The 24,560-nt window shown below is 47.1% G+C and carries 12 protein-coding genes; 10 read left to right on the top strand and 2 right to left on the bottom strand.

What is annotated here, in order from left to right; all coding sequences use genetic code 11:
- Nucleotides 1-91 precede the first annotated feature (91 nt).
- Nucleotides 92-2,278: a DUF3857 domain-containing protein gene (locus BLR32_RS07550; RefSeq protein WP_089830248.1), complete on the bottom strand. Its 2,187-nt coding sequence runs from the start codon at nt 2,276-2,278 to the stop codon at nt 92-94.
- Between the two features lie 12 nt (nt 2,279-2,290).
- Nucleotides 2,291-4,195, bottom strand: a complete 1,905-nt coding sequence (locus BLR32_RS07545; protein ID WP_089830246.1) for a transglutaminase domain-containing protein — start codon at nt 4,193-4,195, stop codon at nt 2,291-2,293.
- 714 nt (nt 4,196-4,909) lie between these two features.
- On the opposite strand from BLR32_RS07545, the gene BLR32_RS07540 reads away from it, so the two are divergent.
- From BLR32_RS07540 to BLR32_RS07495, 10 genes are all read left to right on the top strand, one after another.
- Nucleotides 4,910-8,137, top strand: a complete 3,228-nt coding sequence (locus BLR32_RS07540) for a SusC/RagA family TonB-linked outer membrane protein (protein WP_089830244.1) — start codon at nt 4,910-4,912, stop codon at nt 8,135-8,137.
- Between the two features lie 12 nt (nt 8,138-8,149).
- Nucleotides 8,150-9,973, top strand: coding sequence for a RagB/SusD family nutrient uptake outer membrane protein (locus BLR32_RS07535; RefSeq protein ID WP_089830242.1), 1,824 nt, complete (start codon nt 8,150-8,152; stop codon nt 9,971-9,973).
- Nucleotides 9,974-9,988: 15 nt separating this feature from the next.
- Nucleotides 9,989-10,696, top strand: coding sequence for a DUF3823 domain-containing protein (locus tag BLR32_RS07530; RefSeq protein ID WP_089830240.1), 708 nt, complete (start codon nt 9,989-9,991; stop codon nt 10,694-10,696).
- 195 nt (nt 10,697-10,891) lie between these two features.
- Nucleotides 10,892-11,332: an SRPBCC domain-containing protein gene (locus tag BLR32_RS07525; RefSeq protein ID WP_089830238.1), complete on the top strand. Its 441-nt coding sequence runs from the start codon at nt 10,892-10,894 to the stop codon at nt 11,330-11,332.
- 141 nt (nt 11,333-11,473) lie between these two features.
- Entirely contained in the window at nt 11,474-12,064 is a 591-nt protein-coding gene (locus tag BLR32_RS07520) for an RNA polymerase sigma factor (RefSeq protein ID WP_089830236.1), read from the top strand.
- Nucleotides 12,065-12,114: 50 nt separating this feature from the next.
- Nucleotides 12,115-13,299, top strand: a complete 1,185-nt coding sequence (locus BLR32_RS07515; RefSeq protein WP_176842199.1) for a FecR family protein — start codon at nt 12,115-12,117, stop codon at nt 13,297-13,299.
- A gap of 209 nt (nt 13,300-13,508) precedes the next feature.
- A complete protein-coding gene (locus BLR32_RS07510) occupies nt 13,509-17,048 on the top strand; it encodes a SusC/RagA family TonB-linked outer membrane protein (protein WP_176842198.1) in 3,540 nt (1,179 codons plus the stop codon).
- Nucleotides 17,049-17,060: 12 nt separating this feature from the next.
- Nucleotides 17,061-18,431 carry a RagB/SusD family nutrient uptake outer membrane protein gene (locus BLR32_RS07505; RefSeq protein ID WP_089830230.1) on the top strand — a complete coding sequence of 457 codons (1,371 nt, stop codon included), beginning with the start codon at nt 17,061-17,063 and terminating at the stop codon, nt 18,429-18,431.
- An 18-nt stretch (nt 18,432-18,449) separates the two neighbouring features.
- Nucleotides 18,450-20,987, top strand: coding sequence for a zinc-dependent metalloprotease (locus BLR32_RS07500; protein WP_089830228.1), 2,538 nt, complete (start codon nt 18,450-18,452; stop codon nt 20,985-20,987).
- 474 nt (nt 20,988-21,461) lie between these two features.
- Nucleotides 21,462-24,560: a SusC/RagA family TonB-linked outer membrane protein gene (locus BLR32_RS07495; RefSeq protein ID WP_089830226.1), complete on the top strand. Its 3,099-nt coding sequence runs from the start codon at nt 21,462-21,464 to the stop codon at nt 24,558-24,560.

Here is a 24,560-nt window from a genome sequence, read left to right as displayed (position 1 = left end):
GCTGATGCCGGCACAGTGGAAGACGCCCGAAAGACAACATCCCATGGTTTATACATTAACCATGGGATGTTTTTAGCTTCTTTAGCGCTTGTTAGATCTTCTTTAGCAACACTTTTTGTTTGTTAAAATCAGATGCCGCATCCATAAATGCGATCATTTGCGGCCAGTTTACAGATGATTCATGATGATGTTTATAAACCTTTTTAATTGTTACAATGAGTTTTCCATCTTCCATTTTCGTGCTGCTCTCGAATGAGCCTGTATCATTGTTAACAGACTTGTTGAGGTTTTCTGCACCTTCCAGCTTGTATCCTGCAGGAATGTTAACGAGAATATCGTATGATACGGTACGGGGGAAAGGCATGTTCACATCGTAAGTACGTTTACGTTCTTCGTTTGAGAGCGCTATCTGCTCCGTGATCAGTTTGCCGATATCCAGCATATAATTATTACCGGCCTTCTTTACAAAGCCATCCATTGTGAATGATTCATGCATTGTAAGAGGCTTGTTCTGCTTTTCCAATCCTAGCTCTGCCACTTTAAAATAAGTAACAGCAGTAGGTTTAGTTCCATACTCGCTGGCAATGTTCGCACTCACCGTCTCGTCCATGTCTTTGCGCGCTTTACTGAAGGCAATGTCAAATTCATTTGATCTTTTCCTGTACGCGCCCGTAGCCAGCAGGTCTTCATCTCTCGTAGAACTTACATGTAGGTTTTTGCGTTCCTCACTCAACATATCTTCATACAGCAGCATGTCAATATAGTTGTAGCGATATTGTCCTTTCGCCCGGATAATACGGTCGATGCTTAGCTGTTGCATATTGTCTGCTGCAAAGTTCACATTGATCTTCTCTTCGTCAACGTTCTGATCTGCGGTGCTCATCGGAAGGGAAATCTTTTTGAACGAAGCATCTTTCTCTTTAGAGCTGCCGCTTACACTTACCGTATAGGCCTGTTGACCTTCCAGTTGAGTAGGCAGCTCATCGGGATAACTAAGCATGTTGGTCATAAAGCAGTACATGGGCTTATCATCCGGATAGGCAATAATGAAGTAATCCAGATCGTCCAGTGAGACTACGTCCTGCAGGGTGCCTACTCTACGTGGCACAGCGGCAGCCAGTACGGTAGGAATATCATATCTGATCAGCAGCTGTCTGAATACGTTCGCTGTATAATGTTCGCGGGGAGTGTATGTCTTTCTCTGTTGTCCTACCTCTATTGAACTACCAATACCAGTTTCTTTGTAAAGAGAGGCGTAGCGGATATAATAGAAAGCCAGTTCGGCGATGGTCCTTTTGTCTATATCCTTTTTCCTTACACCGGTTCTTGAGGCATAATCTTCCAGTAGATCTGGAAAACCTCTTACAATAGCTGCGAGGGAAGGGTATGCAGCGTTTACACTGATAATCTCGTATGTCAGGAAACGGCGGATACGGTCTTCATTCATTCCGTTCGTGAATTCAGTATTTTTTAGCCCGTTGTAGGCCAGACGAAGGGTTGGTAATGCCCTTTGTTCATAGAACCAGCGCTCGTCCGTAACCTTAGGTACGTCTGTTTTGTGAATGGAGAACACATAATCGTCCCCGTCCTTACTGTTTTTCAGTTCAGACGGATCATCATTCAAATAGCGCCAGGATACGCCCATTTTCCTGGTGATATTCACATTTAATGAAAAGTCCAGCATAGGGTATTTCTCGCCTATTGAGAAATCGAGTGGATCAGGATCCGAGTAAAAGCTACTGGCATCTTTATTCATCCTGACATAGAAGTCGATGATGTCTCCCACCTGCAGATCGGAGATGGCGATCTTTTGTTTTTTGTCGTCCTGCTCATCTTTTACGTTCACGGCGTCTTTCATGTCAATATCCCGTTGCTGGCCATCGGCCTTAATTACGCGTATGCCCATGAAGGAGGTAAGCCTGGTGCCACTGGACCATCCGCCACGTTTCAGTTTCTGCAGGTTAAACTCAGAATAATTTTCCAGCGCAGCTTTGTCCTGGAGTTTGATACGCTCATGCAGTGTCATGGCGATATGATCCTGGCGACGGCTATGATCTGCGCCTAGTGTGAAATTCATAGCAATAATAACGGCTGATTCATTGCTATATTTTTCGGGGATATCTGTTCTGGCGAAAGCAGGGTCTTTAGCGTCCCAAATTTCCTGTTTCACCTGTGTTGCCTCTTCCTGGTACTCTCTTTCTTGCTTTGACTGGGCCAACGCCTGGTAACCTGTACTAAGCAGAAAGGCGGAAAGGAATACAAATTTATATTTATGCATAGGTAATAGAATTTATTGTTGGGAAACAGTAATCTGGTCCAGGTATTTCTTCGACAGCGCAGTTATGGCGTTGTTCCATTCACCAAATTTGGCTTTTGCCAGATAGGTATTATTTATTTTCAGTTGTTTACGGTAGCTGATCTTATTGCCGGTAGTTTTATAAGTGATATCAAAACTGAAATTAGGAGTTGTGATATGCAGGTCTTCGGGTAGTGTAACTATTTTATAGCTGTTTGGTATGATAAGTTCCGTTTCAGTGATATAATTCGATTTTGTGCCAAAACGAAAATCTGTCGTACGCTTCGCGGTATCGATCACTGCATTGTTGAATTCCTTGTTATAATCAATATCGATGTATATTTCTTTACCGAAAGAGGACACCGCATCCTGATAGAGGAGATCAAAAGCTACTTCCAGGTTGCCATCACGCTGGTCCAGCGGCGAGGTGCTTACGTTAGAGATTTTATAGTGACGGTTATTATTGGTAATGTAGTTTTCCAGGGCTGTCTGTACACGGTCTTTTTTAGTGAGGTTAACGGTATATAGCAGATCTGATTTACTCTCGCCGTTATACTGATATTTCACCTTACCGCTTATACTGGTGCCATCTATGGTCAGTGATTCTTTGAACAAGCGGACGTTCTGGTCCGGGCCGACCTCCGGGATATTCGCCAGCAGGCAGTTGTCTTCGTTCTCTATCATTACCTGGCGACCTGCTATACGTTCTGCGTAGATACCCGGCTGCATGTACTTTTCTGTAGCGTCGAGGAACCACCATTTGTTGTTGTAGTTCAGCGCACAGATCATGTGGTTGTCAGCGTTAAGCGAAGCGATGCTATGATCGTACATGATGTGATTAGTGCCTACCCAGCACAGGCGTGCATCCAGGCCACAGCGTAGCAATAGTTCCTTTGTAAGGTTAGCCATGCCCTTACAATCACCGTATTTTTTTCGCATCACCTCATGGGCTTCATCAGGTTTAAAGCCGGCCAGGCCGTCTTCAAAGGCGATGTAACGAATGTTCTCTTCTACCCAGTAAAAGATAGCTTTCATCCGGGCAAATGGATCTGTAATGCCGGCAGTGATCTCACGTGCTTTGGCGCCCAATGCTGCGGTATCGGGGTGTAGCTGGGTGGCCAGGTTATGACACCATCGGTAAAGATCGTTCGTCGTATTAAAATAGACGTTTTTTTCTCCGTTGTAATTAGCCGCTTTACTGCGTACAAGAATATGCGGGTAGATCCAGGTAGGGCCGGGGCTCATAGTTACCGATTTCATGGCGGGAAGCCCCGTAGCGGTATAAACATAGACATCAGCGTCTTTGTCCTTATTGTAAGTTTTTTCAGTTTTAATCTGCTGTCCTTCAAAATGGAAGGTATGAATTTCAACATCCATCCACCGGGGAACAATAACGGTGACCCTCTTATGCTTTTCCGGATAATCTTCGGTCAGATAGACAGTAGTGAGGTAACGTGGATCTTTGATCTCTTTTTCTATGGTCACTTCACTATGGGAGCCCTGGCGGGTAAACGGCAGGGTAAAGTGACAGATTTTCAGATCTGAATAGAAGTATTCGTCTATGTTCAGATAGTCATAGGAAGGTTCTATACTTCTGGCTTTTTTACCATCTACGACAATGGTCACATCTTTAATCTCCTCCTGGCCGTTGTAGCTTTCAGAGAAGGGAATGGCGGAACGGAAGCCGTTGCATATAAAATCTTTATGAAGGGTTTCTTTGACGGTTATCTGCTTCTGACGAATATCGTATTGAAATTCATACGTTTCATCTACGTTGGCCAGTTCTATGTTATCATCATTTTTCTGAGCATGTATAGAAAGAGGATAATATAAGAATAAACAGATACTCAGACGGAGTAGCCGTCTGGCATGGGAACAGATTTGCACCTGAAGCTTCATAGTAAGGGAAAGATTGATAAATATTGGGAGCTAAAGTACTAAAAAAGAGCTTATTTTATATTAAAAAATAAAATGGGTTGGTTTATCTATGAAAGGTTTGTCATTGTACAGGCGTATTACCTCGGTTGTAACTATCCGTAGTAGAAATAGCCTCTGGCTGCCCGGAGGTTCGGTCGACATATAGTAGAGAGCCTATAGGCTATAGCCTCCACCGAATCTCTACCGAATATATACCGAATACGTATCCTACAAACACCCCTAGCGGGGTTGATTGGTGTTTTGTTGTTAATTCGTTTAATGGGTTAAAAAATTGGGAGATGTGATCCCACATTCCCCGGGGTTTGCAACCCCGGGCTACAAACAAGACAACCCTTAGCGGGGTTGATTGATGTTTTGTTAATTCCCGTTTGACGCCGCGGCGGATTGACAGGTGTTTTGTTAATCGACGCGGTGGTACTGTTTTTTTTAGAGAAATTTCATAGTTAATCCCCCCATTAACCCCTTTGTTAAGCCTTTTTTAATCTCCCGGATAGTTTATTACACTCAGTTGCGTACAGGTCTGATTATCAGTTCTCATTGAAGGGGACCTTACGAATCTATGTCATGCCTTCTTCCTGGATCAGCATTAAAAGTAATTAAATAGCATAAAGCATTTATTCCTGTTATGAAATCAGAGATCTACAGACCTCCTTGTTAAAAGCAAAGCTTGCAAATATGAAAAGACCCACGTTTGACGCATGCGTCCATGTTATGAAAAACACGGGCGGAAAGAGCCTGTTGTTACAATTATTGTTTATCGGCGCCCTCATTTTATCCGGGGTGGAGAAAGGCGCCGCACAAAAACGGGATGATGCCGGCCAGGCATTACCCAAAACCATTACCGGGCAGGTCGTGGATTCGGCTAACGGGAATGTGCTGGAAGGGGTGACTATCGGTGTTGCTGGTACCCAGTCAGGCGCCATTTCCGACAGGGAAGGCCGTTTCACGGTCAAAGTTCCCGATGGGAAACCCATATCCCTGTACGTCCGCCTGGTGGGATACCGGGAGCTGAGAATTCCTTACAGCGGTTCCGGGAATGTAGTGGTACGCCTGCCGGCTACGACGGCTGGCCTGAACCAGGTGATCGTAACCGGATATGGTACCCAGCGAAAGGCCACGGTAACGGGGGCTGTTTCCGTGATCCGGGCCAGTGAGCTGGTCGTGACCAAAAATGAAAATGTCATTAACATGATGACGGGTAAGTTACCCGGCCTGCGCGTAGTACAGAAAAGCAGTGAGCCGGGCGCTTATGACAATGTGTTCGACATCCGCGGGATGGGAAATCCCCTGGTGGTTATCGATGGAGTACCACGAAGCAGCGGTGATCTTTCCAGGATGGACCCCAATGAAATAGAGAGTATCTCTATCCTGAAGGATGCTGCCGCCGCTGTTTATGGGGTGCGCGCTGCAAATGGAGTGATCCTGGTGACCAGTAAAAAAGGTACCCGCAGTCTGACGGGCAAGTTTGATATCACCTATGCGGTGAACCAGAGCTGGCAGCAGTTCCTGAATGTGCCGCAGGGAGTGGATGCACTGCAATATATGATGCTGAAGAACGAGAAACAGAAACGTGACTTTGGAAATAACTTCTATAACCAGATGCCGCCTTCTTTCTCAGATGCGGATATGGAACTGTACAGGAATGGTACACTGAAATCATCCGACTGGGTAGGCGCTACGATGAAGGAATTTGCCCCTGAGATACAGCATACTCTGAGCGTGAATGGGGGCAACGACAAGGCCAACTACTTCTTTAACCTGGGCTATTTCAACCAGGATGGTTTGTTCCGCAGCGGGGACATGAACTATGACCGATGGAACTTCCGCTCCAACATCAACGCTAAGATCACTGACAGAATGCGGGCGCAGTTGCTGCTGTCGGGTTATACGGATACCAAGAACCAGCCGGGCGGCAGGGGTATCTGGGAGATGTTCAAATACACCTGGAACCAGCTGCCGACCGACCAGATCTATGCGAATAACAATCCCCAGTATCCGCACCTGATGCCGGACAATGCCAATCCGGTGATCATGACAAATGCCGGCTACGTAGGTAGCCAGGCGTTTAAGAACAAGAACTTCCAGGGACAACTGGCATTGGAATATGACATACCGGCTATTGAGGGACTGATGGCCAGGGGCATGTATAACTACGGTTTCAATATCGTAGACAACACGCTCGTGAAGAAGTCTTATTCACTCTTTGAATATGACCGGCAGAATGATAAGTATATCGGCACGCTGGTCAATGCTCCGTCCACCGTTAACCGCACTTATGGCAACAATACTTCTACACTGTACCAGTTATCGCTGAACTATACCAGGAAATTCGCCGGCAGGCATAATGTGACCGGATTAGTGCTGTATGAAGAAAGTCATGCGACAGCCGACAACTTCTACGCGCAACGGGAGTTCTCCCTGGGCCTTCCTTACCTGTTTGCCGGCGATGCAGGTAATCAGCTGGGCAGCATGGATGGTAACGGTTTATGGGAGACCGTGAATAAGGGCATCGTTGGTAAAGTGAATTACGATTTTAAGGGTAAATACCTGCTTGATTTCAGTTTCCGGTATGACGGGTCCAGTAAGTTTAAACCAGGGGCGCAATGGGGCTTTTTCCCGGCGATATCGGGCGGCTGGCGTCTGACAGAAGAGCCTTTCTTCCAAAGGTTCGTATCTCCCAACATCCTGAGCAACCTGAAACTGCGTGCGTCTTATGGTAGAACCGGGGATGATGGTGCTACCGGCTTCCAGTACATATCAGGGTATAACTATCCTTCTCCCGGTTACTTCTTTGGCGGCAATTATGTGAATGGGATGGCTTCCCGGGGTGTGGTAAATCCGGATCTGACCTGGTATACGGCTAAGACGCTCAACATGGGTATCGATTTCGACCTGCTGAAAGGGATGATAGGAGGTTCAGTGGATTACTTCATCCGGAACAGGGACGGCCTGCTGGCTACAAGAACAACCACACTACCAGGTACTGTGGGGACCAACCTGCCTCAGGAGAATCTGAACAGCGACCGGACAAGAGGTATCGAGATCGTGTTGACACACCGGAACACTATCCGCGATTTCAGCTATAATATCAGTGCCAATGTGGCTTCTACCCGCACTATGCTGCGTGTTGTGCAGCAGACAAAAGCAGGGAACTCTTATGAGAACTGGAAGAATTCCCAGCAAAACCGCTATACGAACATCTGGTGGGGTAAACAATACGGTGGTCAGTTTTCCTCCTACGACCAGATCTACCATTACAATGTCAATACCGGCGGCGGCAACCAGAACGTGGTGCCGGGTGATTACTATTACCAGGACTGGAATAATGACGGAGTAATAGATGGCAAGGACGAATCACCTATCGCAGTGAGGGATCTTCCCCTCATCAACTTCGGGATGACACTTGGTGCTGCCTGGAAGGGTGTTGACTTTAACATGCTCTTACAGGGCGCTACTGATTTTTATGTACAATATGCCGAGCAGATGGCAGAGCCCCTGATGTATGGCCGTAGCGCGCTTACACAGTTCCTGGATAGATGGCATACAGCTGATCCCAATGCAGATGTGTTTGACCCTAATACCCAGTGGGTACCTGGCAAATATCCTGCGATGGGTTCACCAGTGGCGGAAGGTACCAAGGCTGTGCAGGATGCCTCTTACCTGAGAATTAAAAGCCTGGAGATAGGATATACTATTCCGAAGAAACTACTCAGTCATATGGGGATCAGTAATCTCAGGGCGTACGTCAACAGTTATAACCTCGCCACGTTTACGGGATTAAAGAACAGCGATCCGGAGCATCCCGGTACGGTAGCTAATGGTGCGGACTGGAACTATTCCCAGGGCGGATATAAATATCCTATGAACAGGACATTCAGTGTAGGAGCCAGTGTTACTTTTTAAACTGAAAACAACATGAAGAACAAGATATATATAAGCATCATCACCATACTGGCGGTATTGTTACAGCCCTCCTGCAAGGACCTGAATATCGATCCGCTGAATGTAATACAGGATAAGGATGTTTTCGCGACAGAAGCAGGTGTAAAGGGATACCTGGCTACTATATACAGGGCCTTGCCAATAGAAGATTTCTATTATCGCCAGGAGGGTTCAGGGTTTAACAGGCAATGGGAACACTTTTATCATCCCGGCGCATTGTGCGGAGAACTGGTAGGTCCGTATGGTAGTACCTATGACGGCGCTGGGGGCTTTGGTTACTGGCCCTATGGCGACATCCGTACTGTCAATTATTTTATCGGGAACCTGCCTGTGTATGGCACCGGCTTTTCAAAGGAACAGGTTGATGCCTGGTTAGGCGAGGCTTATTTCTGTCGCGCCTACTTCTACTTTGCGCTGGCTAAACGTTATGGTGGTATTCCTATTATCAGGAAGGTACAGCATTATCCGGAGCAAAGCCTGGAAGAGCTGCAGGTACATAGAGACAAGGAAGTGGATGTGTGGAATTTTATATCCGACGACCTGGATAGCGCTTATAATAAAATGCCGGCAGCTAGTGAGAGAGGGCGGGCCAACCGTTATGTGGCAGCGGCTTTGAAGTCCAGAGCGATGGTGTATGCAGGCAGTATCGCGAAGTATGGTTCGGAGAACTTCGTAGCCGGCGCTGCCCGCGATCAGGGTTATGTGGGTATTCCGGCAGCTGCAGCAGCTGGTTTCTTCCAAAGGGCCTGGGATGCGGCCAAACTACTGGAAGGGCACTATAGTTTGTACCGCAAGAAGACAGATAAGGAACTGAACTATGCTGACCTTTTCCTTGACAAGGAAAGCACAGAGAATATATTGGTGAGGGACTATTCGCTGACCACAGGTACGGCTCACAGCTGGGATGCTACCATGACCTGCCGTTTCATGACTGCGGATGGCCTTTCCCGTGCTTATCCGACCCTCGAACTTGTTGAGCGTTTTACAGGGCTATTGCCGGTGGTAAATGCTGATGGTACGCCCCGTCGTTTTGATAATACCAGTCAGCTGGCACAAGGACTGGAACCCCGTCTGCTGGCAACGATCTATTTTCCCGGTGCTACCCTGAGGGGGAAGCAATTTGATATGCAGCGCGGTATCTATGAGCACTTTGCCGGTACCGCTGCTGATGAATTGGGGCAGAATCCTCCGAACAGGCAGTTCAGACACCTGGCGGGTAAAACAGAAACCTTATTCAATGGCATGCGTATCATTGGCTTTACGGGTATCAGTACCGATGGTGATGACCTTAGCCGTACCGGTTTCTATATCCGCAAATACGTGGATTATAACCGCGCCCAATCCCAATGCGGATTGTACATGAGCACACAGAGCTGGATAGATATGCGCTATGCGGAGGTATTGCTGAACAGGGCAGAAGCGGCTTTTGAACTGAACAACATCGTTGATGCCAGGAATATGATCAATGATATCAGGGACCGTGCAGGTGCGCCACTCCTCACAGGAACATTTACAATAGACACCGTGCGTAATGAACGCTGCAAAGAACTGGCCTTCGAGAAACAATACTGGTGGGATCTCAGAAGATGGCGGATAGCAGACAGGCTACTGGATAACACAAAATATCACGCCATGATGCCATACTATATTGCCGATGAACAGAAATACATCTTCCTCCGTGAGTTTGAACCTTTCCAGCGTTCCTACAACTTTGAGAAGAAATACTACTACGAGCCTATACCCGGAGGAGAACTGGGGAAGAACCCGAACCTTTATCCCAATAACCCTAACCACTAAATTAAAACGACTACCATGCAAAAGATCATAAAAGGATTGTTTGTCTTACTTACTGCCATGATGGTATCTTCCTGTACCAAGGAAGATAATTTTGATGGCCCGAATGCAGCTTTTAAAGGGAGACTGCTTGACAATGATTCAAAAGAGAACTTCCTGACAGAAACAGGCGGTGTACAGATCAAACTGGAAGAACTGAGCTGGAGTGCCACGCCTACGCCGCAATACATTCCTTCCAAAAGTGATGGTACTTTTGAAGATACAAAATTGTTCAGCGGGCATTATCGCGTGACGCCTGTCAATGGTGCTTTCTGGCCGGTTGAGGGTATTGAGATGGATATCAATGGTACGGCTACCCAGGATTTCACACTGACACCTTACCTGCGCATCACCCAGTTCACGCATGAGTTGCAGGGCACTACGCTGATCATGCGGTTTAAGTTGTCAGCACCGGTGGAAACAGGTCTGCCCAGGATACTGGATGTCAAGCCTTTCGTGAATACAAGTGAGTATGTAGGCAGTGGCGCTACTATCAGTCAGTATACCGATCCTAATAAGATCGATATCAATAGTAGCTGGTCGGCCGATATCGCGGCAAAGACCTACGAAATACAGGTGCCCAATCTGAAGACAACCCGTACATTCTATGCGAGGGTTGGAGTAAGAGTGGACGATAGTTTTAAACAGTTTAATTATTCGCAGATAATCGAAGTTAAAGTACCATAATTTGGTGCACACAGCAGGGGAAATAAGGAACAGCCTGTTCTGTTGATAGCGAACTGAGGGGCATTCCAGGCGACTGGTTTGCCCCTTTAAAATGTCGTAATTGCACCGCCTGTAAAAGTGAAAAGAATTCCATCTTTGTTCTGCGAACTAAGATTTCCATTACTTATACGTTTACAAACACTTAAAACACATGTTATGGAAAAACATGAATTCAAAATCACTATCAACGGACCCCGGGAAAAGGTTTGGAAGGTACTCTGGGATGACGCTTCCTACCGTAAATGGACTTCAGTTTTTGCTCCCGGATCATGCGCTAAAACAGACTGGAAGAAAGGCAGTGAGATCCAGTTCCTGGATGAAAAGAATGACGGAATGATATCCAGGGTGGAAGAGAATATTCCCAATGAGTTCATGTCGATAGAACATCTCGGATATGTAAAGAACGGTGTTGAAGACAGGGAGAGTGAAGAGGTAAAGAAATGGGCAGGCGCTCATGAAAATTATACACTGAAAAGTGCAAACGGACAGACTGTATTAGTAGTAGACATGGATATTGTGGATGAGTATAAAGACTATTTCACCAACACCTGGCCGAAAGCGCTGGAAAAAGTGAAGGAGTTGTCGGAAGAACACTAGCACACCTTGCCATGGTCGTCATATTATTATAAAGCCGTTCCTCTTTCGGGGAACGGCTTTTTTGTGCTGTTATAATTTAAGAGCCATTTTTTATTACTTTAGTCCCCGATTTCAACCAAAAAATTGAGGGAATAGTGATCCATGCCGGAGATCCTGGAAAATGAAACTGCCTTACTTGAGAGAATGGCGAAAGGTGATAAGGACGCCTTTCAGGTAATCTATTATCATTATGCCCCAAGGATATACGGTAAGCTCCTGAAACTCTTACATTCCGAAGATCTGGCTACAGAGCTGCTGCAGGAAGTATTTATTACCGTCTGGCAGAAACATGCCCTGGTTGACCCTGAGCGATCATTCCGGTCCTACCTGTTCAAAATAGCAGATAACCTGGCCATAGATCTTTTCCGGAAGGCCAACCGTAGCACACAGTTAATCAACCGCCTGCTGGAAGCCAGTATCGATCATTATACACATACAGAAGAAAGGCTGGAGCAAAAAGAGAATGCATTCCTGCTCCAAACGGCCATTGATGCCTTACCTCCGCAACGTAAACTGGTATTTACCCTCTGTAAACTGGAAGGCAAGAGTCATGAGGAGGTAAGCCGTTTATTAGGCATCTCGCCATCTACCGTTAATAATCATGTGGTTAAGGCCACCCAATTCCTGCGGGAATATCTGACCAGTCGTCCGGATATTACGGGAATGCTCCTGCTCTATTTTTTATTTAAATAATTTTTTCCCCCGGAGTAGTTATTTATTCAAGCTTGTTCGTAATGGCTATTATGGAAGATATTTTTCATGAGGAGGAACTGCGTCGCCTGTTCGGTAAATTCCTGGAAAGAAACTGCTCAGAAGCAGAAATAAGAAGGTTGATGGAGTATGCTGGTGTGAACCAGCTGAGGCCTGTATGGGAGGAATTGCTGGAACATGTGGCGGTGGAAGGAACTGCCGGGGAATTGTATGCCCGGTACCAACATCCTGTTGACAAGGTATTTAATCGTCTTTCATTCCTGACAGATGATTTGCAGCAACAACGGGGCTTCCGAGGCATATTTTCTGTCCGCCGTTACTGGTGGGCCGCTGCTGCTATTCTCTTATTGCTCATATCGGGTACCTGGTTTTTTATGCGTCGTCCGCAAGCGCAGGAGGCTACCATGGCAGTCGTATATGATAAGGCGCCGGGTACAGATAAAGCCAGGCTGACACTGGCAGATGGAAAAGTAGTGACGCTGGATAGTACGGGTAAAGGACAGGTAGTGCAGGGGAATACGGGCATTCAGCAACAGGGCGGTCTGTTGAAATACAGTGCTGGTATGCACGCTACCGGTTTTAATACGCTGAGCACTCCCCGTGGCGGACAATTCCGTGTAGTATTACCAGACGGTACCGCTGTGTGGCTGAATGCCGCTACCTCACTGCGTTACCCTACCGCCTTTGATGGCAATGAAAGAGTGGTCATGCTGCGAGGGGAGGCCTATTTTGAAGTAGCTAAAAATACCGCGAAACCTTTCCGCGTGCAGATAGATGAACATACTGCCGTAGAGGTGCTCGGTACACACTTTAATATCCATGCCTATTCCGATGAAAACCGGATCAGTACAACGTTGCTGGAAGGTAAAGTAGTGATGACCAAAAATGATGCAACACTCCGGAGCGTTGTGCTGGATCCGGGGCAGCAGGCAGTAGCAGATAAAGAACAATTGCAGCTCAGTAAACAGGTGAACATCGACCAGGTAATGGCCTGGAAGAACGGTATGTTCAATTTCGAAGGTATGGACCTGCCTTCAGTATTACGACAGTTGTCAAGATGGTACGACGTAGAGATCATATATGAAGGAAAGATCCCTACCCGGAAATTCGGTGGCGAAATGCAGCGTGCTCTTTCCCTGCAACAGGTACTGCGTATACTGGAAAGGATGGATGTAAAATGCAGAATTGAAAAAGGTAACAAACTGATTGTAATGTAGCAGGAATATCAACCAAAATAAAAGTCGTTCTACCCCCGTAGAACGACTGCAGCCATGGCCGGCAAACAAACAGTCTTCGTCAGACGCTTATTTTATTTATCAACCACAACCAGTACAAAAGTATGATTTTTCAAGCTTCTTGTAACCGGCAGGGGAAGCCTATGCCCGTCCGGAAGGACTACCGGTTATTGATCCAAACCCTACGTGTTATGCGATTATCAACCATGTTGTTGCTGGTCTGCATTCTGCAGGCAAGCGCAAAAACCAGCCATTCGCAAAGTATTACCTATACCTGTAAAGATGCTCCGCTTGAACAGGTGTTCAAAGTCATTAAACAGCAAACCGGGTACGTCGTGTTCTATGACCAGGAACTGTTGGTAAAGACCAAACGTGTGACCCTGACAGTCAAAAATCTGGAGCTGGAGTCCTTTCTCAGAAAAGCACTGGACGATCAACCGCTGGATTATTCCATTGAGAATAAAACGATCATTATATCCAGGAAGATTCTGCCGGACAAGGTGCCTTATGTATTGCCAATGAAGATTCCCGCCGTATCGGGTATTATTACCGATGAAAAAGGAAGACCGGTGGCGAGAGCTGTTGTACGTCTGCTACCTACGGAAGACAGAGGTACACTCTCTGAAGAAGATGGCTCCTTTATTATGGCGGCAGTACCGCCGGGTAACTATACACTCGAAGTAAGGCACCTGAGCTTTTTGCCGGCACAGAAAAGGATTGTGGTGACTGATAAAGATGTGAAGGTGACGATCTCCCTGACGCCGCAGCAGCGGGAGTTGAAGGGTGTCGTGATCAGCACAGGTTTTCAGAAGATTGAAAAATCGGCTACTACCGGTGCTTATTCCTTAATTACCGCAAGGGAACTGGAAGAGACGCCGGATATCAATATCATGAAGCGGCTGGAAGGAAAGGTGCCCGGTGTGCGTTTTGACATCCGTAACAACCGTATCCAGATCAGAGGAGTGAACAACTTCGGTAATAGCCCCCCGCTGATCATCATTGATGGTTTCCCTGCCATCGATCAGAACCTGGCTTTACGTCCGGGGTATACACCACTGCTGGGCGATCAGGCAGGAACAAGTTATGATGTGTTAAATGCCTTTAACCCTGCAGATATTGAAAGTATCACCTTCCTGAAAGATGCTGCTGCTACTTCCATCTGGGGATCAAGCGCAGCAAATGGTGTGATCGTGGTGGAAACAAAGAAGGGCAGGAAAGGTGACATGACAACGCTTAGCCTGGGTGGAACAATCAGTATTGCGGCGCCTGCAAACATGAAGAACATGAATGCTATGAACAGCCGGGAGTACATTGATTTTGAAAAGGAGATGTTTGATGCCAACTTTTACCAGGACCCTTTTACGCATTGGCGTTATACGAATCCAAGTGAAGCAGTGAGATATATGTTTTTGGGCAAGCGTGGTGATATCACGCCACAGCAGCGGGACGAGGCATTGGAAAAATTGGCTAATACAAACAACCAGTCCCAGCTGAGGGAGTACCTCTTGCGTCAGGCGGTAACACAACAGTATAATATGTCTGTTACCGGCGGCGGAAAGAACACCAGCTATTATATGTCTGGTAACTATTCCAAAAACCTGCCTGTGTTCAAAGGCAATCAGAATAGTGCCTATTTCGTGAACAGTAATTTCACTACAGACCTGCTGGATGGTAGAGTGAAATTGTCTACCGGGATCAATTACACTCATTCAAACAGTGTGGTGAATACCGCTGCACTGAACGCTTTGAACCCCGGCGGCTTTGGTTTGCGCCCTTATGATCTTGTGGTAGATGAGCACGGACAGCCGAAGAATTACAGTATTATGTTCAAGCCGGAAGTGGCAGACAGTCTGAGGGGATTAGGCCTGCTACCGTGGACTTACAGTCCTGTTGAACAGCTGAATTATTCTAACAACCGTTTTCTAAAGCAGACTACCCGTATACAGGCATCGCTGACTACCCGTCTCACTTCGTGGGCAGACCTGCAAGTGTCAGGCATGTACCAGCGCAGCTCTCAGGAGATCGAGCTGATAGATGAACTGAACAGCTACGCCACAAGGGATCTGCTGAATACAGCCACCTCTATCCAGAACGGTAAACTGGTATATGGGATCCCGATAGGCGATATTGTGAGGCATACCAATACCTGGTCAAGTGATTATGGTGTAAGGGGACAATTGAATATAGATAAACACTGGAAGGGCATTCATCATATTAATTTCCTTGCTGGTGCAGACATCCGTGAAACAAAGTCAAAAGGCTACCGGCAAACGCAATATGGATATGATCCCAATACTGGGTCGGCGCAGGCCTGGAATCCTACAGTGCCTTACAGGACCTTCTTTTTTGGAACACGCACACTGGGATATGCTGACGGAGCGCTGATGTCAGATATTAAACGTTACCTCTCTTATTTTTCTAACGGCAACTATTCCCTGTACGAAAAGTATTTCTTATCAGGTAGTGTACGTTTCGATGATTTCAGTATGCTGGGCATAGAACGCCGTAACAGGGCTATTCCGTTATGGTCTGCCGGGCTGAAATGGGATATCGGAAGAGAGAACTTCATGCCTGCAAAGAAATGGTTGACAGGACTGGCCCTGCGACTTACCTATGGTACAGCAGGTACTGCGCCTGCCAGTGGTTCCAATTACCCTGTTGTAAATATCATGCCTGCCGATCCTATGACGGGATTGGCATATTCCAGCATCGGTACACCGGGTAACCAGGACCTGGGCTGGGAAACAACAGCCACGTTGAATGGAGGTATTGATGCGGATATCCTTTATGGTTTGCTCAATATCACATTTGATATTTACCGTAAACGTTCTTCCGGTATACTGGCCGCATTGCCTTACAATGCCACCTACGGCTGGACCTCATTGCTGTATAATACTGCATCCATGAACAGTCATGGTTTTGAGTTCGGTATCAATGCGAATATCATACGTACAAAAAGCTGGGGATATAGCACCAGCTTCAATCTCGCTTATAATACCAATAAGGTCACTGATACACGTTTTGGCGTGAATACCGGTACGCTGGAAAGTGGTTCGCCCGTGGCAGGGCGCCCGGTTGACTACCTGACGGCGCTGAGATGGGCCGGGCTGGACCAGGAAGGACAGTCGCTGATCTACAATAGTGCTGATAAGATCCTGACGTCTACTGACGGCGAAATAGTAAAACCCGAAGACCGGGTGTATAAAGGACGTTCAACACCACCGGTATTCGGAGGGTTTATGCATTTAATACGCTATAAGCAGCTGAGCTTTTCTGCACGCATGGTCTTCTATATGGGACATAACATCATGAAGCAGGATGTGGTGCCAGGGCTTTATCCGGAAGGTGGTAATGCGCCGGGATTCCTGGGTACTTCGAAGGCTTTGGTACGCCGCTGGCGGAAACCCGGTGATGAAGCGTATACCAATATTCCCGGCGTGATCCATTCCAATTTTACCAGTCTATCCCGCTATGCGGATGCAGACATCAATGTGATCAGCGCTTCGCATGCACGCCTGGAGCAGATCTCGCTGAATTATATGGCAGGCTCCCGTATCATTGGAAACTGGCCCTTCATCAGGAGCCTGACTATGGGTGCTACGGTGAGTAATCTCGGTGTCATATGGCGCAAGAATAAGGACGGGATTGATCCTATGTATTTGCTGGAGAACAACTTCGGCAGTATGAAGCCTTCACCTACCTACACCTTCAATTTCGTTGTTTCATTTTAATCCTTACAGATCATGTCTATCATAAACAGGTTAATATATTTCGTGCTGGGTGGCGCATTATTGTGCTGGAGCGCAGGGTGCAGGGATTATGTGGAGGTCTCACCCATTGGAAAAAGGGCGCTGGTGAACACAGGCGACTATCAGCAGCTGTTATATAATACAACAGACTTCCAGCCTTCTGCTTCATTCCCTGCGTATGCATCTGACGACTATGGCGTTAGCGATGCCAACTTTGAAGCGAATATGAACAAAGTACAGGGAGCGGTCTATAGCTGGGCAGTCTCGTTTGTAGGAGAGGGAGACGATCCAGACTGGTCCAGGTTTTACAAGCAGATCTATGTCTGCAACCAGATCATTGAAGGTGTGCCTGGCAGTGCAGGCGGCACTGCGGCGCAGAAAGAACGCATACGTGCAGAAGCGCTGGTACACCGCGCATACGCTTACCTGATACTGGTGAATAGTTATGCGAAACATTATAATAAAGCAACTGCTGCTACTGATCCCGGTGTGCCGGTGTTACTGAAGCCAGACTTATATGCATCACTGAACAGGGCATCGGTACAAGCGGTGTACGACCAGTTGAAAGCAGACCTGGAAGTGGCTATTCCTGCATTGCCCGATCATGCCATCATCAACATGGTGCCATCTGCTACCGCTGCTTATGGCTTGCTGGCGCGTGCTGCTCTTTATATGGCGGACTATCCAAATGCAGCAAGATATGCAGACAGTGCGCTGGCAAGGCAATCAACGCTGCTTGACTTGCGGAAGTATGTTGACAATGTAATCGCCTTACCGCTCCTGTACCAGGATCCTGAGGTGATGCTGGCAAAAGAGGTGCGTGCCATGGGGCAAGTGTATGCCCTGCATCCTGCATTAGTGCAACTCTTTACTGCAGGAGATCTCCGGTATAGCATATTTACTGCCGATGGCTCAGCGTATGCCTGGGCACCTTTTACAGGCAGAGGATTCTGGCGCCCCATGCTGACCACTACAGGTGCATGGACAGGGCCAGGTGTGGCAGAGATGATGCTGATAAGGGCTGAATGTGATGCCCGTGATGGTAAGACGGCGGAGGCTTTGGCACTGTTGAAAGCATTACGTGTCAATCGCTTTACAGCGGATGCCTATACAGATCTGGCTGCAGCAACACCGGAGCAGGCCTTACGCCTGGTACTGGAAGAACGTCGCCGGGAGCTGATGGGCACCGGCCTTCGCTGGTTTGATCAGAAGCGACTGAACCTGGAGCCGGCTTTTGCCACAACGCTTACACGTACTTACCTGGGTAAGACCTATACGCTGGAGCCAAACAGTAACCGGTATGTATTTCCTATCGCTACAACATATATTCAATTCAATCCCGAGATCTCACAAAATCCAAGGTAAAAAACACTAACAAAGCATATGTTAAGATTAAAATCTAGCCCGGGGGCATGGCTGTTGTCATGCGCCATGCTGGCCGCGTCTGTACACGTGACAGCACAAAAGAAGAAAGACAAAAAGGACAATGCAGCTCCTGCTGCGGAAGTAAAAGCTGATAGTACCGGCAAGAAGCCGGAACCTCCCAAACTGAAGAAATACAGTGAGGTGATCACCAGCGATATGCATACCTCCAAAGGGTTTATTACTGTGCATTCCAAAGAAGATGACTACTACTTTGAAGTGCCGTTTTCCCTGATGGGTAAAGACATCCTGATCGTGAACCGTGTGGCCGAAGCCTCTGTGGATATGCGTAATGGCATATGGGGCCTGGTAGGCGATGATATCGGACAGGGCGTATACCGTTTCGAGCGGGGCAGAGGCAATAAACTCTACCTGCGCAGGATCTCTTTTACGGAATATACCGGCGACAGTACCAAAGCTATGTACGCAAGTGTACAAAAGAACAACGTGCAGGCCATTGCGGCAGTTTTCCCTGTCGTGGCCTACAACCCTGATTCAACTGCGGCTGTGCTGAATATGGGTGAGTTCCTCAACAGCGATAATGAGGTATTTTACTTTTCCAAACAGGCATTTAAAGACCGTGCAGGTATGGGGGCGCAACAGAATGACCGTAGTTATATCAAGTATGTGCATCCTTATACTACCAACCTGGAAGTACGTGCTTTTAAAACATACAGCGCGGGCAGGAATCCTACTTCCTCCAATTACAGTGTGGAGCTGAATTCATCCATGGTATTGCTGCCGGAAACACCGCTGCGCGCCCGTTTACAGGATAAACGTGTAGGCTTTTTCTCTGTTACGCACAGGGACTTTGACGCCCATCCGCAGGGAGTGGCAAATACTACTTATGCTATCCGCTGGAGACTGGAACCTAAGCCGGAAGACGTGGAGAAATATAAGAGGGGCGAGCTGGTAGAACCTGCCAAGCCAATCGTATTCTATATTGACCCGGTAACGCCTAAGAAATGGGTGCCTTACCTGATACAGGGGGTAAATGACTGGAGCGCAGCTTTTGAGAAAGCAGGTTTCAAAAATGCTATTTATGCCAGGGAAGCACCTTCCCGTGAGGAAGACAGTACCTGGAGCCTGGAAGATGCAAGGCACTCTGCTATCGTGTATCGTCCTTCCATTATTGCAAATGCGATGGGTCCCAGTGTAACCGATCCCCGTTCCGGTGAGATCCTGGAAAGCCATGTGTTCTGGTATCATAATGTGATGTCGCTGTTACAGAAATGGTATTTCGTGCAGTGTGCTGCCGTAGATACCGGCGCCAGGAAGCTGGTGTTTGACGATAAACTGATGGGAGAGCTGATCCGTTTTGTATCCTCCCATGAAGTGGGACATGCACTGGGTTTGGCGCATAATTTCGGTTCCAGTTCTACTGTTCCGGTAGAGAACCTGCGCAACAAGGCCTGGGTAGAGAAGTATGGACATACGCCTTCCATTATGGACTATGCCCGTTTCAACTATGTGGCTCAGCCGGAAGACAATATCAGCCGCGCCGGCTTGTATCCACGTATCAATGATTATGATAAGTGGGCCATTGAATGGGGATACAAATGGCGTCCCGGTTTTAAAGACGAGTGGGAAGAACAGAAGGCGCTGACCGCGATAGTAACAGATAGTCTGAAGAACAGGCGGCTCTGGTTTGGCAATGAGATGGAACCACTGGATCCCCGTAGCCAGAATGAAGACCTGGGAGACGATGCAGTGAAGGCAAGTACTTATGGTATCATGAACCTGAAACGGATCATCAAACACCTGGGCGAATGGACCTATGAGCCAGAAAAGGATGTCACCAATATGCGCGAGATGCTGTCGGCAGTGTACAATCAGTATGTGACCTATGTAGGGCATGTGATGAAGAGCATCGGCGGACAGTATCACAACGAGAAGGTGGGCAGTCAGCCGGGACCAGTATATCAGCAGGTGGAATATAAACGTCAGAAAGATGCCATGGCATTCCTGGACAGAGAGCTCTTTACTGTACCTGAATGGTTGAATGAAAAACCTCTTATGGAGCGGATACCTGACAAGTTTGGTATAGATATCACTGATATGTATCGCTCAGCCCTAAACGGACTGCTGAACCGTATGCGCCTGACTTCCATGCTGGGGGCACAGTATGATGACAAGGAAACAAAGACATATACCGTGGAGGAATTGCTGGAGGATATGGACAAGATGGTCTTCAAAGAGCTGTATGCAGGTAAAAGCGTAAGCTTCTACAGGCGTAACTTGCAGAAGATCTATATTAACAAGCTGCTGGACATGGTGTATCCCAATGATAATATGGATCAGGCATTCAATGCTATGAACCAGATGTATTCTTACTACCTGACAGATATGAGTGATATTGTAAAATCAGTGCTGTTGAAAGAACAACAACTGATTGCCCGGTATCAGGCGGACCCGCGTATGGATAAAGAAACCCAGCGGCATTTGAAAGAGCTGAATGTGAAGATCAAGAAGATGGGCGAGAAGGAATTGAAGTTCTGATAGTATAACTAACCATAAGAGGTATACACCGTTGCATTGAGCTTCGTAGGAGCGATGTATTTGCAGCGCGGGGTGCAACCTCTTGAATGGTAAAGGCACACATATACATCATGATAAAAACAGGCTGTCCGAACTTTCGCGATAGCCTGTTTTTATTTAATTATCCATAAGACGCAGTATTACCTCAGTACTGTTCGCCAGCTTCTTTCAAAAAAGTGAAAAAAGTACCTGTATTGGAGAAAATTATGAGAGCTATTTAACCCAATAACTGATTCTTTCGTATCCGGTATCATACCTGTAGCTCGTCAGTAACAACAATCACCCGACTTTACGGCACGTTATCCCATTTCCCGCGTTAAAATCAGGTACTTATATGCAAACGTTTGCACTTCTGATAAATATTACCCTGTGACTGTCTTTTATTGCAGCTGTTGATCCGGTAAACATGTCTTTCATCACTTAAATCCATACGTTATGATTAATGCTTACAGACCTCGCATCAGGCTATTACTCCTGTGCATTACACTAATGTTCACCTGGACGGCAGTTAATGCCCAGGTACGGACAATAAGCGGAATAATCATCCGCGACAGCGATAAGCAACCCGTTCCCGGTGTTACTATAAGAGTAAAAGGCGCTAATACCGGAACATCTACAGATGATAAGGGCCGTTACACCCTCGCAAACGTGCCTGCCAATGCTACACTGGTAATTACCGCTATTGGTTTTCAGACACAGGAACTCCCTGTCAATGGCCGTCAGCAGATAGATATTTCACTGGCTGAAAGCAGTAAGGGATTGAACGAAGTACTGGTAGTAGGTTATGGTACGCAGAAGAAGAGTGACCTGACAGGGGCTATTGCCTCCGTGAATGGCGCCGAACTGAATAAAAGGATTGCGACAGATCCTGTACAACTCCTACAGGGGAAAATGCCCGGGCTATCCCTCACGCAAGGTTCGGGTGAAGCGGGTAATGAAGGCTCTGTACTGCGGGTAAGAGGACTGGGTACTTATAGCTCGGCAGGGAGCAGTCCGTTGGTAATTGTGGACGGCTTACCAGGAAATCTTACTGTGCTTGACCCACAAAATATAGAGTCAGTGACGCTCTTGAAAGATGCTGCATCTGCTGCTATTTATGGTACAAGGGCAGCGAATGGTGTGTTGCTGGTGACCACCAAACAAGGCAAAGCAGGGCGGTTTCAGTTGTCGTACGACTACAGTATCGGTATCACCAAACCCACGGCTTTACCTGATAACCTGATCTATAACTCTGCACAGTATATGCAGATGTACAATGTGGCGGCTGCGAATTCAGGTTACGGCAACCGCTTTACTCCGGAGATGATTGCTGCTTATACCAATCCGTCTGATCCCGTCCGGTATCCTAATTTCAACTGGCTGGACGCCGTTATGAGAACTGTACAGGTGCATACCCATCATATCGGCATGACAGGTGGTAGTAACGGAACTGTATATAACATAGGCATTGGCTATGTAGATCAGCCGGATATCATGATAGGTTTTTCGTACAAGAAGTATAACCTGCAGTTTAACCTGAATTCGAAGATCAATGAGTGGGCTACTTTTGGTTCCAGTGTTACACTCAATTACGGAAAGAGAACATATGCCTCGAGGGGTAGCCAGGATATGTTCCTGTCTACGCTTTCTCAATCGCCGATGTACGGACCTAAACTGCCGGATGGCAGCGGCCGTTATGTGAACTCTGTGTATCCCAGTGTGCAGACACCTAATAAAAACCCTGTGGCTATTGCAGAGAATGCGCTGGTGAACAGTAATGACTACTTTCTGCAGAGTAGTCTCTTTCTGAATATTCGTCTGCTGAAAGGACTGGAATGGAGAACAAGTGGAGGGCTTAACTTCAATTTCAACAAGGTGTATGATTTCAAGCCTGTGATCAGCCAGTATAACTGGTTCGCAAAGCCAAACGATCTTCCGGAACGTCCGCTGGACGTAAATGGGCAGGGCCTGGTAGTGACAGACAGTAACATGGTTTACCCGGTTGGGTATACGCAGCTCACCTATACGAAGGCAATCAATAAACATAATTTTAAGCTGCTCGTCGGTACCCAGGCAGAGTACAACAAATCGCAACGAATGGTAGGCAGTCGTAATACGCCTTTCCCCAGCAATAGTCTGCATGAGTTGAATGCTGGTCCTGCAGGTTCCCAGATTGCAACAGGCACTTCGGCAGAATGGGCCTTGCGTTCATATTACGGAAGACTGAATTATGATTACGATGAAAAATACCTGCTGGAAGTCAATGCACGTTATGATGCATCCTCTCGTTTCCCTCCTGATAACCGCTGGGGGCTTTTCCCCTCAGTTTCCGCAGGTTGGGTGCTCACACGTGAGAACTTCCTTCATAACATTGCATGGCTGAATAATCTGAAGCTACGTGGCTCATGGGGGAAGTTGGGTAACCAGAACATCGGTAATTACCCTTACCAGGATGTATACACCACTCAGAATGCCTACAATCCCAATACCGGTTATGCCTATTCATTTTCAGGTAATGGACTGAATTCAGGGGTGGCGCAGAATGGGCTGGTAGATGCGAACATCAAATGGGAGACCACGCGTATCTTTGATGTTGGAGCAGATATGACGCTGTTCAATAAGTTGGATGTCACTATAGACTGGTATAATAAACTGACCTATGACATCCTGTATACGCCTTTGATCCCGGCCTACCTGGGTTTGAATGCGCCTACTCTTAACCAGGGTAAAATGAAGAATACGGGCCTGGAAGCTTCCTTGCAGTATACAGACAACATAGGCAATGTCAGGTTTTCAGCGGGAGCCACTTTTCAGACAAATAAAAACAAGGTCATCAAGTTTGGTGCACCTTCTATCAATACCGGGAACAACACCATCATCCAGGAAGGACAGCCTTATGGCAGTTTTTACCTCTATGAGTATGCAGGTATCTTCCAGTCGGCCGATGAAGTTGCACGATCTCCCATTCAGCAATATAATCCTAAACCAGGCTATCTGAAGTTCAAAGATGTTACTGGTAACGATACAGTGAACGCCAGTGACCGGGTGATTGTGCCGGGTGTGTTCCCAAAGTTTGATTACTCCTTCAATGCCAGCGCTTCCTGGAAGAACTTTGATATCTCTGTTTTCCTGTATGGTTCCTACGGACAGAAACTGTTTGTGAATGGTTGGGGTGTGCAGCCCTTTAACCAGGGATCTCCTCCAACAACAGACTGGCTGAATGCATGGACGTCGGAACATCCCAGCACTAATATGCCTTTGATCTACATTACCGGACAGGGAGATGCCAGCAGTAATATCGGCACTGCATCTACCTATTATCTGAAAGGCGCTTCCTTTTTACGACTTAAGAACGTGCAGTTAGGATACACATTACCTGCGTCTCTGGTAAAACGGGTGGCCCTGAGTAGCCTGCGTGTATTCTTTGCGGGTGATAACCTGCTCACTTTCACCGGGTTCAAAGGACTTGATCCGGAAAGGGTTTCAAACAACACAAGATTTGTATCGCATCCGCAGAACCAGGTATTTGCTTTTGGTATTAAAGCAGCTTTCTAA

The organism is Chitinophaga filiformis, assembly GCF_900102545.1.
GTDB lineage: Bacteria > Bacteroidota > Bacteroidia > Chitinophagales > Chitinophagaceae > Chitinophaga > Chitinophaga filiformis.
The sequence above is the reverse complement of the archived record's forward strand: the minus strand, read 5'-3'. Positions and strand labels throughout refer to the sequence as shown.

Bases quoted from the DNA above. Each gene is read 5' to 3' on its own strand.
- BLR32_RS07550 (WP_089830248.1), bottom strand. From the start codon at position 2,278: ATGCATAAATATAAATTTGTATTCCTTTCCGCCTTTCTGCTTAGTACA.
- BLR32_RS07545 (WP_089830246.1), bottom strand. From the start codon at position 4,195: ATGAAGCTTCAGGTGCAAATCTGTTCCCATGCCAGACGGCTACTCCGT.
- BLR32_RS07540 (WP_089830244.1), top strand. From the start codon at position 4,910: ATGAAAAGACCCACGTTTGACGCATGCGTCCATGTTATGAAAAACACG.
- BLR32_RS07535 (WP_089830242.1), top strand. From the start codon at position 8,150: ATGAAGAACAAGATATATATAAGCATCATCACCATACTGGCGGTATTG.
- BLR32_RS07530 (WP_089830240.1), top strand. From the start codon at position 9,989: ATGCAAAAGATCATAAAAGGATTGTTTGTCTTACTTACTGCCATGATG.
- BLR32_RS07525 (WP_089830238.1), top strand. From the start codon at position 10,892: ATGGAAAAACATGAATTCAAAATCACTATCAACGGACCCCGGGAAAAG.
- BLR32_RS07520 (WP_089830236.1), top strand. From the start codon at position 11,474: ATGCCGGAGATCCTGGAAAATGAAACTGCCTTACTTGAGAGAATGGCG.
- BLR32_RS07515 (WP_176842199.1), top strand. From the start codon at position 12,115: ATGGAAGATATTTTTCATGAGGAGGAACTGCGTCGCCTGTTCGGTAAA.
- BLR32_RS07510 (WP_176842198.1), top strand. From the start codon at position 13,509: ATGCGATTATCAACCATGTTGTTGCTGGTCTGCATTCTGCAGGCAAGC.
- BLR32_RS07505 (WP_089830230.1), top strand. From the start codon at position 17,061: ATGTCTATCATAAACAGGTTAATATATTTCGTGCTGGGTGGCGCATTA.
- BLR32_RS07500 (WP_089830228.1), top strand. From the start codon at position 18,450: ATGTTAAGATTAAAATCTAGCCCGGGGGCATGGCTGTTGTCATGCGCC.
- BLR32_RS07495 (WP_089830226.1), top strand. From the start codon at position 21,462: ATGATTAATGCTTACAGACCTCGCATCAGGCTATTACTCCTGTGCATT.